Consider the following 12,695-nt stretch of genomic DNA (forward strand, 5'->3'; position numbering starts at 1 on the left):
CATGATGTTGAGATTGACCACGGCCATCGCCGCGAGCGCTGTTGGCCTTGCACAGGCGGCTTACGCCTCCACCGACTACCCCCTTACGCTAACCAATTGCGGCGTTGACTTCAGTGTGACGTCCCCCCCGGAGCGGACGGTGACGGTTGGCCAGTCAGCCACGGAGATTCTCTATTCGCTGGGGCTCGCTGATCGAGTGAATGGCACCTCGGTTTGGTTTAATCCGGTTCTTCCCCAGTTTGCTGATGCCAATGAAGCGATCGAGCGGATCGCCAACGACGACCCGAGCTTCGAGGCCGTGGTCAATAAACGGCCTGATCTGGTGGCGGTGCAGTATGAGTGGCACGTGGGCCCCACCGGCAGTGTCGCCACCCGTGAGCAGTTTCATGAGCTGGGTATTAATACCTATATTATGCCCGCCGATTGCGACACCAAGGATAACTCTACCGGCGGCGATGGCACCCGCACCGACGCCTTCTCGACTGACTCCATCTATAAAGGGATCACCGAGTTAGCCGAGATCTACGATGTTCAAGACGCTGGCGAGGCGCTGATAACCGACCTTACCGCCCGCGAACAGCGCGCTATCGACTTGGCGAGCAGCCTTGATTTACCGGAAGACTTGTCGGCGGCATTCTGGTTTTCATCGACAGATCTGGGGGTTAGCCCTTTCGTGGCGGGGCAACTGGGTGCACCAGGGTATATGATGGAAAAAATCGGCATTCGTAATGTCATCGAGTCTGACGAAGAGTGGCCCACGGTGGGCTGGGAAAGCATCGCCAGAGCCGACCCCGATGTGCTTGTCATCGCCAGTATGGATCGCCGCCGTTTTCCTGCCGATGACATTGAAGCAAAACGTGAGTTTTTACATAGTGACCCGGTCACCCGGGAGATGAACGCGGTTAAAAATAACCGTATCGTCGAGATGGACGCCCACGCCATGAGCGCCACTATGCGCACTATTTACGGCCTTGAATCACTTGCCGAGGCACTATCCAATATGTCGTTTAACGAATGAGCATAGCGCTAACGAGGGCTTCCTCCGCACACTTCGGGTTGCGCTGGCTATGGATAACGCCGCTCGTGCTTGTGACGGCACTGATCGCGGGCACCGCCATCGGCGAGACGCCGATTCCCGTGGATACCATTGTCAAAGTGCTCGCCAACCAGCTGATAGGAATGGATTACCCGGTTGACCGAATCGACGCGGGCATTATTTGGAACTATCGTCTCAGTCGCGCCGTGGTTGCCGCCTGTTGCGGCACCAGCTTGGCCCTGGCCGGGGTCGTGCTACAGGCGCTGCTGCGTAACCCCTTGGCTGACCCCTACTTGATGGGTATTTCCGCTGGGGCTTCTACCGGGGCAGTCGCGGTGGCCGTCGCCGGACTGGGCGCTGGAGCGCTTTCACTCTCCCTAGGCGCCTTTATCGGCGCCCTGCTCTCCTTTGGTATCGTGGTGATGCTCGCCCATGCGGCCAATAGCGGTGTGGGTGGCGGCCGCGGTGTTCAGGCCGCGGGGGCGATTATTTTGGCGGGCATCGCAGGCTCGCAGCTGTTCAATGCGCTGACCGCTTTTATCATCACCAAGTCAGCAAGCGCCGAGCAGGCCCGGGGCATCATGTTTTGGCTGATGGGCAATCTATCCGGGGTACGCTGGGCCGATGTATCCTTGGCGGTGCCTGCTGCGCTATTCGGGCTGCTGGTTTGCCTGTGGCACCGGCGCTCCCTGGATGCATTTACCTTCGGCGCCGACAGCGCCGCCTCCATGGGCATCGCGGTGCGCCCGGTGCGTGGAATGCTGATTATCGCCATGGCACTGGTCACGGCCGTGATGGTGTCTATCGTGGGAGCGATTGGGTTTGTGGGTCTGGTGATCCCTCACGCGATGCGTTTTATCGTGGGGAGCCGCCATACCCGACTGGTACCAGCAACCGCTCTGGCAGGCGCCGTGTTCTTGATCGGCTCGGATATTCTTTCCCGGGTGCTGATCTCCGGCCAAGTACTCCCCATCGGGGTGATTACCTCACTGATCGGCGCGCCCGCTTTTGCGCTGATTCTGGTTCGCGGCAAGAGGTCTTAATGCGATTAACGGCTGAACAGCTTGCGTGGTCAGTACACGGCACGCCACTGCTTGCTGACGTCAATCTTACCGTCGAGCCCGGCCAGACCTTTGGACTGGTGGGGCCGAACGGCTCGGGGAAAACCTCCCTGCTGCGCCTGCTGGCGGGGTTGAACAAACCCAAGGCAGGCCGGGTGCTGATCGACCACCAGCCGATGCACACGCTCAAGCAACGGGCGATCGCCCAGTCCATCGCCCTGGTGGAACAGCAAGCGGACACTACCGACCGTATTACCGTGTACCAAGTGGTATCACTGGGTCGTACACCTTTCCTTTCCGCGTTGCGTCCCTGGTCAACGGAAGATGATGCCATCGTGGCGCAGGCGCTGGCAGATGTGGATATGGCGCACATGGCCGATCGCCTTTGGCATACCCTCTCTGGCGGTGAGCGCCAGCGAGTGCATATTGCTCGGGCGCTGGCACAACAGCCTAAAATTCTGCTGTTGGATGAACCCACCAATCATCTGGATATTCGCCACCAGCTGTCGATTCTTGAATTGGTCAGGCAACTACCGATCACGGTGGTTATCTCGCTGCATGATCTTAACCAAGCCATGGAGTGTGACCGCATCGGCGTCATGGATGGCGGCCGCCTGATCGATAGCGGCCTCCCCCAAGACATACTCACTCCTAACAGGCTACAACAGACCTTTGGGGTATATGCCCATGTGATCGATGATCCTGTCGATGGCAAGCAAGTCATGCGTTTTCACAGTGCGATTTAGCTAGCTCCTAGTCTGCTAGGAAAAATGCCCGGTTACCGACAGCGCAAACTTTCGTGTCCCCGGCGCTACAGTGCCCATTCACCGGAAAAAATGCCAAACCACGCTGTGGTCCGTGCCCATACTCCACAGAAGTACAACGACGACAAGCAGCGCCTCCAGCACCAAAACACCGATACCCAGCGTCGTGGTCGACAGAATAAACCCCTGCTTATGACTGATTCCCAGAAAGCTGGGCGTTCCCTTGTAGAGCAGATAGGTGCTATAGAGCAGACCGATCACCATCCCTAGCACACACAACCAGAAAACCGGATATAGCGCAAAAACACCGCTGAGGAACATCGGGGTCGCAATATAACCTGCGAAGATAATACAGTCGCGGCGGCTAGGTCGATTCTCAATACGGCGGGCCATCCAATGGATCACACTCCCCACCACCCCCACAGCCATTAGCATCAGCGCATAAAAAGCCACGCCTAAGGCAATACCGTTGGCAAGGGAGACTTTATAGGTTGCCGAACCACCATAAGTCCAGCCTACCTGGGTGGTACCTATCAGGGCACAGACAACAGGAACGGCAGCGAGTAACAGGACATGGTGAGCATAGAGATGACTGACAGACTCATGCTCCTCACTGATCTTATACCACTCCCGTTCAGGATGATGGAGAAGCCCCCAAACATGATTGACCATAACGACCTCCCGTTTTTGTGGACACGCTTTTGTTAGGATCAGACGATGATCGATCGGATCAACAAGGTTCCGAATCATTTTTAGTGTAGAACACAAAATCATTTTCGGAGGTGAGGATTTTTCTTTGCTAAGGTGGAGGAGCTCATTCTATTCATTGGTGGAGTTCATATGCGTATTCTGTTCACCGGCGGCAGTGGCAAAGCGGGCCGTCATGCAACTGCCTACCTGCGCGATCAAGGCCATCGAGTCACTAATCTGGATTGGGTGGCGTCTGATGCGCCCGGTATTACTACCCTGAAAACCGATCTGACCGATGCTGGGCAAGTGTTTAATGCTTGCCAGGCCTACGCTGGGTTCGATGAGCTGGAAGCCGGCACCGGCGTGCCGCGTTATGATGCGATTGTCCACTTTGCGGCCATACCAGCCATCCTGCATCGGCCGGACAACGAGACCTACCGCATCAATACCCTAAGTACCTACAACGTTCTTGATGCTGCCACTAAGTTAGGTATTCCCAAGATCATCTTCGCCTCTAGCGAGACCACCTACGGTGTCTGCTTCGCTGATGGCGAGCAAAAGCCCGACTACTTGCCCGTCGATGAAGAGCACCCCACCGTGCCTCAAGATAGCTACGCCATGAGCAAGGTGGTAAACGAAGTAACGGCACGCTCCTTCCAGGCGCGCTCGGGCATCGACATCTACGGCCTGCGCATCAACAACGTTATCGAGCCCCACGAATACCGCCAGAATTTCCCAGCCTACATGGACGACCCTGCCCTGCGCCGCCGCAATATATTCGCCTACATCGACGCCCGCGACCTGGGCCAGATGGTCGATTGCTGCCTGAAAACGGATGGCCTTGGCTACCAGGTATTTAACGTCGCCAATAACGAACTGTCAGTGGGCCTGACCAACGCACAAGTGATAGAGCGCTTCTACTCCGGCGTACCCATCAAGCGCGAAATGGGCGAATTCGAAACCTTCTACTGCATCGAAAAGGCCCGTCGTCTGGTCGGCTTTGAACCACGCCACTCCTGGCGGGAAGAGCTGGAGCAGTGAAGCCAACCTGAGAAATAAGTGGTCATGTCAGGTTCTGTGAACACTTCATCGTGGCTCACGCGGAAGCATCAACAGACTCTATATAAAAACTAATTGAAGTTGGTGCGATCACAGAGGTATTACCATCTATTTCTTTTCAAATGTTGAGCCCCGAATGAATGAATACTGACCACTCACCAAATGCGCACCTTGGTCAATGGGAAAATGCAAAAAACCCAGTGGTATCAATGTCCAAAGAATACCCTGCGGGCCATCATATTCTTCCGCACCAACATCAGCGTGGACAATTGATATATGCCAGCGCAGGTACTATGAGACTGAGAACTTGCGATGAGTATTGGTTGTTACCTCCCTTTCGTGGCGTATGGATGCCCCCTTACGTAGAGCATGAAATGACTGCCAGCACATCGGTTTCTTTACGGACATTATATGTAAATGTCGAATCATTCACCTTAAGCTTACCTAATCACCCTGTAGGTATTGGTATCACTCCCCTTTTGCGGGAACTGCTGATCAGAGCCTCTTATTTCCCGATAACTTACCATCCTGACAGTTTTGAAGAACGTTTACTGAGACTAGCATTGGAAGAAACGAAGCATGCATTCGAGTGTGGATTAAAGCTTCCTATGGGTAGAGATAAGCGTTTAAAAAAAATATGCGATACGTTAATGGAAAATCCTGGGGATGTACGTTCATTGGCAGATTGGGCCAATGAAGTCGGAGCAACCACTCGGACGTTAACCCGGCTATTTCGCAGCGAAACAGGTATTTCTTTCATTCAATGGAGGGAGCAGGTACGCATCGTCAGTGCAATTTCGGGTTTAAGCACTGGAGAACGTGTTAGTCAAGTTGCTGAAGAGCTAGGATATGCTTCTCAAGGTGCTTTTACTGTTATGTTCAAGCGTGTAACGGGAAAATCCCCACGAGAGTATTTGAACGACCTGTCCCGTTCTCAAATAAAATTGTCGTGTATGGAAGAATAAAGTTCGAATGAGATTGATATTGTTCCTCTACTTATTGAAATAACAGGTAGAGGAATATATGAAGCTTTCGTTAAAACCGCTGACTGAACACTATTACTTTCTGATAATCGCGTCCACGTTTCTTTCACTTAGCCACTGAGCTATTTGGTGTGCATAATAACTAACTATGATGTCAGCACCTGCACGTTTGAAACCTGTCATGACCTCCATGACGGTTTCTTTTTCATCTAAAGCACCAGCTAGCGAACCAAATTTGATAGCGGCATATTCACCTGCTACTTGGTAAATAGCTAAAGGAAGGTCAGTGCGATTTCGAAGTTGGCTAACAACGTCTAAATATGGCATACCAGGTTTCACCATCAGAATGTCAGCCCCTTGTTCCTCATCTAGACGGGCTTCAATCATAGCCTGACGGCCATTTGCATTATCCGCTTGATAACCTAGACGATCACCTTCAAGCTTACAGTCAACTGCGGAGCGAAAAGGGCCATAAAAAGCGGATGAAAACTTTACTGCATGGGACAGTATGGCAACCTCAGAATAACCAGATTTATCCAGTGCATGCCGTATTGCCCCCACCTGTCCATCCATCATAGATGATGGCGCTAACATGTCAGCACCTGCTTGAGCAGCAACAAGGGACTGCTTAACTAAATTTTCAACAGTTTTGTCGTTGTCAACTTTTCCTTCTACAACTACTCCACAATGACCATGTGTGGTGTATTCACAGAAACAAATATCTGGAATAACCAGCATATCGGATCTACATTCTTTAATGATACGGATCATGCGTGCCAGCAATCCATTATCGGAAAGGGTATCACTGCCAAGACTATCTTTATTATGAGATATACCAAATGGCATGACGCAACGAATACCTAGGCCATAGAGTGACTCTACCTCTTCACAAAGTAATGCTTCAGGTATTCGATAAATACCTGGTAGCTCCTTTATAGGAGCACGCTCAATTGTACCCTCTTCGATAAATATAGGTTGTACCAAATCACTCAAAGTTAAAACGTTTTCTTTAACAAGTTGACGAAATTCATTATTTTGACGCAATCGGCGGGGACGATGAACCATACTCATGCAACTGCCCTTACAAAATTAAGACCCATGGCCTTTCTGGCTTCATCGGGGTTTGAAACGTCAAGCACAACTTCTTCAGGTGTATAAGAAACGTTTGGATTTTTTCGACGTGAAGTTGTTCCACTATTTACTGCAGCGGTGATGATGATTTTTTCCATTCGTGACGCCTTCTTTATACAGGTTGATAACATAGTTCACATTATCCTCCGCAGGTTCGACGAATGACTTTTCCATTTGAGACATAAATTGTTTAGAAAAGGAAAAATATGTGTAAATAAATTAGCTAATAATTAATGATTCTTTTCAACTTTTTCACTCCACGCAATAAGTAAAAAGCCTTACAGTGATGCAGTATGACTGAGAAAGTGATGAAATCATTACCATTACTCCGGCCAATATGACGCTTGGTTTCTATGTATCTAAGAATAAACTTGAATGACGGGTCCTAATCGAGATTACGGCTAGATTAAGCTTGTATCACCCCTTTATCGGCACGAACACCGGTGCGCCATCCACCTCTACTACCGCTAGCTTTTGGCGGTAGAGGTCTTCCAGCGCGCTGGGCACCAGCATGCTATCCCGTGGGCCCCAGCACGCCTCACCATTGGGATAAAGCAACAGCACATGGTCGCACCAGCGGGCAGCAAGGTTTAGGTCGTGTAAACACATGATGACCGCCTGCCCCTGAATGGCCTGTTCTGCCATTAGCGCCATCACGGCACTCTGGTGATGAAGATCCAGATGGTTGGTGGGTTCATCCGCTAGCCACACATTGGGCGCTTGCGTCATCACCGTGGCAATCGCCACCCGCTGGCGCTCGCCACCGGAAAGTGTACTTACCAAGCGGTCACGGAGGTGCGCAACATCCAGGCGCTCAAGGGCGGCTTCCGCGCGGGCGTAGTCTTCAGCCCCTTCCATCTGCCACGGCGATAGATAAGGGTGACGGCCAATCAGCGCGGTTTCCAACACCGTTGCTGGAAACCCATCTTGGCGATCTTGAAACACTAACCCCAAGCACTGAGCAACATGGCGGCGGCGCAGCTGGCCAAGCGCTGAATCGTTGAGCTGAACACTGCCTGAACGTGGCGCATGCAGGCCAGCTAAGGTGTGTAATAGCGTCGTTTTACCCGCACCATTAGGCCCTAACACACCCCACACTTGCCCAGGTTCGATGGTTATATTAAGCGGCGTACCGACTTCGCGACCAGGCACATCGATGATGAGATCACGGGTAGCCAGTACGCTCATCAGCGGCTCCGGTAGAGCAGAAACAGGAAGGTAGGCACACCCAATAGCGCGGTGATTACCCCTACGGGCAACTGCTCCGGAGCGATCATCGTGCGTGCTAGGGTATCGGCCAGCACCAACAGCGTGCCACCCGCCAGTGCGCAGGCGGGCAGTATCAGCCGCTGATCATTGCCTAGCAGCAAACGCAGCATGTGAGGTACTACTAGACCAACAAAGCCAATGCTGCCTGCGGTAGTAACGGCAGCAGCAGTCAGCAAGCTGGCGGCAATATAGATACACCACTCAAGCGGCCTGACCGCAACGCCCAGCGCGGCAGCTTGCTGCGGTCCACGGGCCAGCACATTCAGGCTACGCCCGAGCGGAATCAGCACCACGCAAGTGGCCAGTAACAGCAGTAGCGGCGGCCAAGGCGTGCGCGCATAGGAGAGATCGCCCATGAGCCAGTAAAGCATACCCGGCAGACGTTCGGCGGGGCTCAACGCCAGCATCAAGGTAATCACCGCGCCCCACCCCGCCGCGACCACCACACCGGTGAGCAGCAGTCGCGAAGGCGTCCAGCCGCCGCTGCCGTGGGCCAAACCAAAGACTAAAAACGTCGAGAACAGTGCGCCGCCAAATGCCGAGCCTGAAATCGCCAGCCCGCCAAGCCCTCCTAGCATGGCCGCCAGTGCGCCAATCGAGGCGCCACCGGAAAGCCCAAGCACGTAAGGGTCTGCCAGGGGGTTACGCAGCAACACCTGCATCAACGCACCGGCTACCGCCAGCAAGCCACCCACCGCAAAGGCACTGAGCGCTCTGGGCAAGCGCAGGTCGATCACCATGGTGTGCGCTAGCGCATCGCCTTCGCCCTGGATACTGTTACCCACCACCACCTGCCAGATTTGAGCCGGTGAAATCTGCGCGCTACCGACACCAATGGCGATGACCAGCGAAGCCAAGGCCGCTAGTAATAGCAGGCTAAGCGGCAGTCCCAGGCGTGCGAGCATTAACTGCGCTCACGTTTTTGGCGGGCGATGTCGAGCTTCTCACAGAGGATCTGGGTGCCCTCCATCAGTCGCGGCGTGGGCGCGCTGAATCAATGAGGGCGGCACAAAAAGGAGGTTATCTTCCGCAACCGCCGTCAAGTTGGGATACTGTTCCCAGTGCGTCAGCCAGTGGCGATTCTCTTCCCCCATGCCACCGGCAACAATCGCTTCAGGATTGGCTGCCAACACGGCTTCATCATCGATACGCGGCACAAGGCGTGCCTGATCGCCAAACACATTCTCACCGCCACAAATCTCAACCACTTGGCCGATCAGGTGCTGGTCGTTAACGCTCATTAGCGGCTCATCCCACACTTGGTAAAACGTGGGTACCGGCTCCCGGTCTCGATAGCGCTCTTCAAGGGCGTTCATGGTATTGCGGAAATTGTCGGCCACTGCTTGTCCCGCTGTTTCTGTACCTGCCAACCTTGCCAAGCGCTCAATGGCGCTGGCCACGCCTTCTACATCGCGGGGCTCGATATAGAACACTGGCATGCCCAGGGCTTCAAGGGTTTCAAGCTGTTCGGCGGGGTTACCCGTCACCCAACCAATCACTATATCGGGTGCCAGCCCCACCAGCTTTTCTAAATCAATTCGGGTATGGCTGCCCACTGACGCCACTTGTTTGGCTTCCGGGGGATAGTCGCTATACGAGACGACGGCGACCACTTGATCTCCTGCGCCAGCCGCATAAGTCAGCTCGGTTGCGCCAGGCGAGAGCGTAGCAATGCGCTGAGCAGCATTATACAGACAAACCTCACGGTCACGATCATCCACTGCGCAGCGCGAGTGCTCGTGTGCCAGGGCAGCGGACGCCATCAGCAGTAGTGCGAGGCCCAGGGCTCCGCGCGCAAAACCACTTTTTCTATTGACCAAAGTGAACACTCAAGAACCCTGCCCGGCCAGCGTTGATGTAATCACGGGTGGTTGAATACTCTTTATCAAAGGCATTTTCTAGCGTAACACGAGCGCTCCAGAGTGGCGCAAACTGCCAGCCAGCGCGCAGGTTAACCAGCCCATAGCCTCCTAAACGCTGGGTATTGGTGGTGTTATCGTAACGGTAACTCTGCGCTACAAGTGAGCCGCCCAACGACCAATCGCCAAGTTCCCGATCTGCATCCAATCGCACACTTTGAGTGGCCCGGCGGGCTAATCGATTGCCGGTTGCCCGGTCTTCCGGATCCAGGTAGGTGAAGGCAGCTTGGAGTGTCCAGTCGTTGACCTCTACGCCGCTTGACAGCTCAGCCCCGCGTATACGCGCGCTGTTAACGTTTTGCGGCGCCCATAAGCCACTCGACGTTGGCGCCCAGGCAATCATGTCGTCGTAGTCGTTTTGAAAGGCGGCCAAGTCCCAGAACCACTGGCTGTATTGGCCGCGAACGCCCACCTCGACGGTTTCAGAGGTTTCCGGATTGAGATCAGGGTTACCCGAATCCGGCCAATAAAGGTCATTGAAGCTCGGTGCTTTAAACGCAGTACCTACACTGGCACGCAGCGTGTGGTAGTTATCCAGATCGTAGCCCAGCGCCAAGCTGCCGGTGACTTCATCACCATAGGCTTCGTTATCGTCATAACGCAGGCTTGCTTGAATGGCGAACGGCGAAAAGTCGAGTAACCCTTGGGTAAACACTGCTTTGTTATCACGGCTGGTAACGTCAAAATCGTTGGTGCTTGAAACGCGGTCTTCGCTGATTTCAGCGCCAGCGATCAACTCATGGGCACCAAACTGAATGTTGTTCTGCCAACGGGCGGTTTGCGTGCGGGTATCAATGACTGAGTCGCCGAAATTATCCAACGTGTCCAGCTCATCGCGGGCTTCGCTAAGGGTCAGTCGGCTCTGCCACGTATCAGTTACCGGCAACTCAGCGTAGACGCCTGCTACCTGCTGGACGAAGTCATTCTCCCCACCGTCATACTCGTTGTTACCGCGAGCGCGCAGTGCCAGCACGCCAACTTCAGCGCCACTCTCAAAGGTATGCGCAACGCGGGCTAGCGCTGAGGTATTGTCGTAGCCTTTGTCCTCACCACCCCAACGAATGGGCTGGCCATCGGTATTGAAATGGCTAGCGGCAAAGCTGTAACGCGTGCCCCCCTCGCGCCCTGAAACGCCTGCGCTTAACCGCTGGGTATTGAATGAACCACCGCCGACTGAAATTCTCGGTTGCGGCCCCTCTTCGTCACCATCAGGGGTAAAAAGCTGTATCACGCCGCCGACGGCATCCGCTCCGTAAAGACTACCGCGGGGGCCGCGCACGATTTCCGCACGATCAAACATACGCGGATCCAAGTACTGAAATGCAGCACCGCCCGCCGTGGCGGATCGTAGCCGGATACCATCAATCATGAGCACGGAGGCATCGCTGGGCGCACCGCGTAGATAAACGCTGCTACTTTTGCCAAAGCTGCCGTTACTCGTGACATCAACGCCCGGCTGGCCGCGCAGAAGATCCGTCAGGCTGGTGGGGTCTTGGCGGCGGAAAGTGGCTTCATCCAGCACGCTAACGGAAGAGAGGCTTTCATTAGCAGTGCGGGGCGCTAACGCAGCGGTAACGACGACAGGATCAAGCGTGGCCAAATCGGTCGTTGTTTCGGCGTATTGGGCTTCGGCTTGGATGTGAAAGGCTAGCGGTAAAGCAGCCATACTAAACGCCGCCCGTTTGGCGGTGGTGTGGAAACGGTGGTTCATGTGAGACCCCTTGCTCGTGTGCTCACCCGCACAGCGCATTTTTTTGACCGAACGGAGGATCAAACAAGGGAGTCTCGGTCGCGCTGTATGATCGCATCGCGCCACCGTTAATCGCCCTGAGAGCACCCACCGCGCCTCGGCATATATCGGTTCAGGTTGAACCATTACTCTCGGGCCGGTCTCCGGGCTGACGAGCGAAAGACGTCTTCATTCTTTCCGAACGGCCACCTTCCCGTGCGTTAGCACAGTGGCGTCTTAGCCGTTCTTATCTCGATCACCGTTGCGGGGGCAGCGTTGGAATCACGCAAGGCGTTCACCAACTTCCCGTTTCACTAGCGGCTTTAATCCACCGCCAGCACCTGAGAGTGGGCGTAAGCTAGCAACTTGCCCAAGAGAGGTCAATTCATGATGAGCTGCTAGAGTAAAGGCAGTGCACGGAACAGGAGACGGCCATGATCGATTTCTCGGCAGCCGGTGTGCCACGCTGGTTAAAGCTGGCTTTTACACTGTGGGTCCTGGTCTGGGCACCAAGCTACGTAGTGCTGCTGGGAGCGCAGAACTTCTTTTGGCTGTGTAACGTGGCGAGTTTTCTGCTATTGGTGGCACTGTGGAGCGAGCATCGCACTCTGATGTCGATGCAATGGCTAGCGGTGGCACTGGTCGGCAGTTTATGGAGCCTGGACGTCGCCACGGCTGCGCTCACTGGCGTGCATCCTATCGGCGGCACCGAGTATATGTTTGACCCGGAGCATCCCCCCATGGCGCGAGCCATGTCGCTCTACCACGTGGTACTGCCGCTGGTGGCTGGCATTGGCGTCGCCAAGCTGGGCTATGCGCGCCGCGCCCTACTGTGGCAGACCCTGCTGACCTGGATAGTGGTGCCGTTGAGCTACCTGCTCACCGAGGCCGAGCGCAATATCAATTGGGTGCATGGGCCCTTCGGCCAACCCCAGGACAGCCTCAACCCGTTGCTCTATCTGTTTCTACTCTCGCTACTCTGGCCCGTAATAGTCTACCTGCCAGTGCATTTGCTGATGATTGGCTGGCAGCGCTGGCGGAGCCAAGCTTAGCT

At 54.6% G+C, this 12,695-nt stretch carries 12 protein-coding genes, 1 pseudogene and 1 riboswitch; of the genes and pseudogenes, 6 read left to right on the forward strand and 7 right to left on the reverse strand.

Annotated features, from left to right (window positions below; translation table 11 throughout):
- The first annotated feature begins 1 nt into the window (after position 1).
- Genes FDY98_RS14475 through FDY98_RS14485 form a run of 3 tightly spaced genes read left to right on the forward strand, consistent with a single transcriptional unit; the run spans position 2 to position 2,843 of the window.
- Positions 2 to 1,018, forward strand: coding sequence for an ABC transporter substrate-binding protein (locus tag FDY98_RS14475; protein ID WP_027957617.1), 1,017 nt, complete (start codon positions 2 to 4; stop codon positions 1,016 to 1,018).
- The gene (locus FDY98_RS14480; RefSeq protein ID WP_027957618.1) at positions 1,015 to 2,079 is read left to right on the forward strand and encodes a FecCD family ABC transporter permease; all 1,065 of its coding nucleotides are present in this window, start codon (positions 1,015 to 1,017) and stop codon (positions 2,077 to 2,079) included. Before FDY98_RS14475 ends, FDY98_RS14480 begins: the two co-directional genes overlap by 4 nt.
- On the forward strand, positions 2,079 to 2,843 hold the full coding sequence (locus FDY98_RS14485) for an ABC transporter ATP-binding protein (protein ID WP_027957619.1): 765 nt from the start codon (positions 2,079 to 2,081) through the stop codon (positions 2,841 to 2,843). Before FDY98_RS14480 ends, FDY98_RS14485 begins: the two co-directional genes overlap by 1 nt.
- 78 nt (positions 2,844 to 2,921) lie before the next feature.
- Here FDY98_RS14485 and FDY98_RS14490 read toward each other — a convergent pair whose 3' ends face one another.
- Entirely contained in the window at positions 2,922 to 3,533 is a 612-nt protein-coding gene (locus FDY98_RS14490; protein ID WP_022523063.1) for a Yip1 family protein, read from the reverse strand.
- 168 nt (positions 3,534 to 3,701) lie between these two features.
- Between FDY98_RS14490 and FDY98_RS14495 the strand changes: the two genes are divergently transcribed.
- Positions 3,702 to 4,592, forward strand: a complete 891-nt coding sequence (locus FDY98_RS14495) for an NAD-dependent epimerase/dehydratase family protein (RefSeq protein ID WP_027957620.1) — start codon at positions 3,702 to 3,704, stop codon at positions 4,590 to 4,592.
- Positions 4,593 to 4,750: 158 nt separating this feature from the next.
- Entirely contained in the window at positions 4,751 to 5,575 is an 825-nt protein-coding gene (locus FDY98_RS14500; RefSeq protein ID WP_081742539.1) for an AraC family transcriptional regulator, read from the forward strand.
- A gap of 93 nt (positions 5,576 to 5,668) precedes the next feature.
- On the opposite strand, the gene hemB is transcribed toward FDY98_RS14500, so the two are convergent.
- From hemB to FDY98_RS14530, 6 genes and pseudogenes are all read right to left on the reverse strand, one after another.
- Complete coding sequence (gene hemB / locus FDY98_RS14505; protein WP_196518047.1) at positions 5,669 to 6,664, reverse strand: porphobilinogen synthase; 996 nt, start codon at positions 6,662 to 6,664, stop codon at positions 5,669 to 5,671.
- Positions 6,661 to 6,822 (reverse strand): hypothetical protein, encoded by a 162-nt coding sequence (locus tag FDY98_RS26270; RefSeq protein WP_196518048.1) that lies wholly within the window; start codon positions 6,820 to 6,822, stop codon positions 6,661 to 6,663. The genes hemB and FDY98_RS26270 overlap by 4 nt, the downstream gene beginning before the upstream one ends.
- 319 nt (positions 6,823 to 7,141) lie before the next feature.
- Complete coding sequence (locus FDY98_RS14515; protein ID WP_027957622.1) at positions 7,142 to 7,912, reverse strand: ABC transporter ATP-binding protein; 771 nt, start codon at positions 7,910 to 7,912, stop codon at positions 7,142 to 7,144.
- Entirely contained in the window at positions 7,912 to 8,898 is a 987-nt protein-coding gene (locus FDY98_RS14520; protein WP_027957623.1) for a FecCD family ABC transporter permease, read from the reverse strand. The genes FDY98_RS14515 and FDY98_RS14520 overlap by 1 nt, the downstream gene beginning before the upstream one ends.
- Positions 8,898 to 9,822 (reverse strand): annotated as a pseudogene (locus FDY98_RS14525) (cobalamin-binding protein). The gene FDY98_RS14520 and the pseudogene FDY98_RS14525 overlap by 1 nt, the downstream one beginning before the upstream one ends.
- A complete protein-coding gene (locus FDY98_RS14530; RefSeq protein ID WP_027957625.1) occupies positions 9,803 to 11,623 on the reverse strand; it encodes a TonB-dependent receptor domain-containing protein in 1,821 nt (606 codons plus the stop codon). Before FDY98_RS14530 ends, FDY98_RS14525 begins: the two are co-directional and overlap by 20 nt.
- A 156-nt stretch (positions 11,624 to 11,779) precedes the next feature.
- Positions 11,780 to 12,001: riboswitch (cobalamin riboswitch) on the reverse strand.
- A 74-nt stretch (positions 12,002 to 12,075) separates the two neighbouring features.
- Here FDY98_RS14530 and FDY98_RS14535 point away from each other — a divergent pair.
- The gene (locus FDY98_RS14535; RefSeq protein ID WP_027957626.1) at positions 12,076 to 12,693 is read left to right on the forward strand and encodes a hypothetical protein; all 618 of its coding nucleotides are present in this window, start codon (positions 12,076 to 12,078) and stop codon (positions 12,691 to 12,693) included.
- The last annotated feature ends 2 nt before the right edge of the window (positions 12,694 to 12,695 follow it).

Origin of the sequence: Halomonas sp. PA16-9 (assembly GCF_009728585.1) — a bacterium.
Lineage (GTDB): Bacteria > Pseudomonadota > Gammaproteobacteria > Pseudomonadales > Halomonadaceae > Vreelandella > Vreelandella titanicae.

Bases quoted from the DNA above. Each gene is read 5' to 3' on its own strand.
- FDY98_RS14520 (WP_027957623.1), bottom strand. From the start codon at position 8,898: ATGCTCGCACGCCTGGGACTGCCGCTTAGCCTGCTATTACTAGCGGCC.
- FDY98_RS14490 (WP_022523063.1), bottom strand. From the start codon at position 3,533: ATGGTCAATCATGTTTGGGGGCTTCTCCATCATCCTGAACGGGAGTGG.
- FDY98_RS14515 (WP_027957622.1), bottom strand. From the start codon at position 7,912: ATGAGCGTACTGGCTACCCGTGATCTCATCATCGATGTGCCTGGTCGC.
- FDY98_RS14485 (WP_027957619.1), top strand. From the start codon at position 2,079: ATGCGATTAACGGCTGAACAGCTTGCGTGGTCAGTACACGGCACGCCA.
- FDY98_RS14500 (WP_081742539.1), top strand. From the start codon at position 4,751: ATGAATACTGACCACTCACCAAATGCGCACCTTGGTCAATGGGAAAAT.
- FDY98_RS14475 (WP_027957617.1), top strand. From the start codon at position 2: ATGATGTTGAGATTGACCACGGCCATCGCCGCGAGCGCTGTTGGCCTT.
- FDY98_RS14495 (WP_027957620.1), top strand. From the start codon at position 3,702: ATGCGTATTCTGTTCACCGGCGGCAGTGGCAAAGCGGGCCGTCATGCA.
- hemB (WP_196518047.1), bottom strand. From the start codon at position 6,664: ATGAGTATGGTTCATCGTCCCCGCCGATTGCGTCAAAATAATGAATTT.
- FDY98_RS14480 (WP_027957618.1), top strand. From the start codon at position 1,015: ATGAGCATAGCGCTAACGAGGGCTTCCTCCGCACACTTCGGGTTGCGC.
- FDY98_RS14530 (WP_027957625.1), bottom strand. From the start codon at position 11,623: ATGAACCACCGTTTCCACACCACCGCCAAACGGGCGGCGTTTAGTATG.
- FDY98_RS14535 (WP_027957626.1), top strand. From the start codon at position 12,076: ATGATCGATTTCTCGGCAGCCGGTGTGCCACGCTGGTTAAAGCTGGCT.
- FDY98_RS26270 (WP_196518048.1), bottom strand. From the start codon at position 6,822: ATGGAAAAAATCATCATCACCGCTGCAGTAAATAGTGGAACAACTTCA.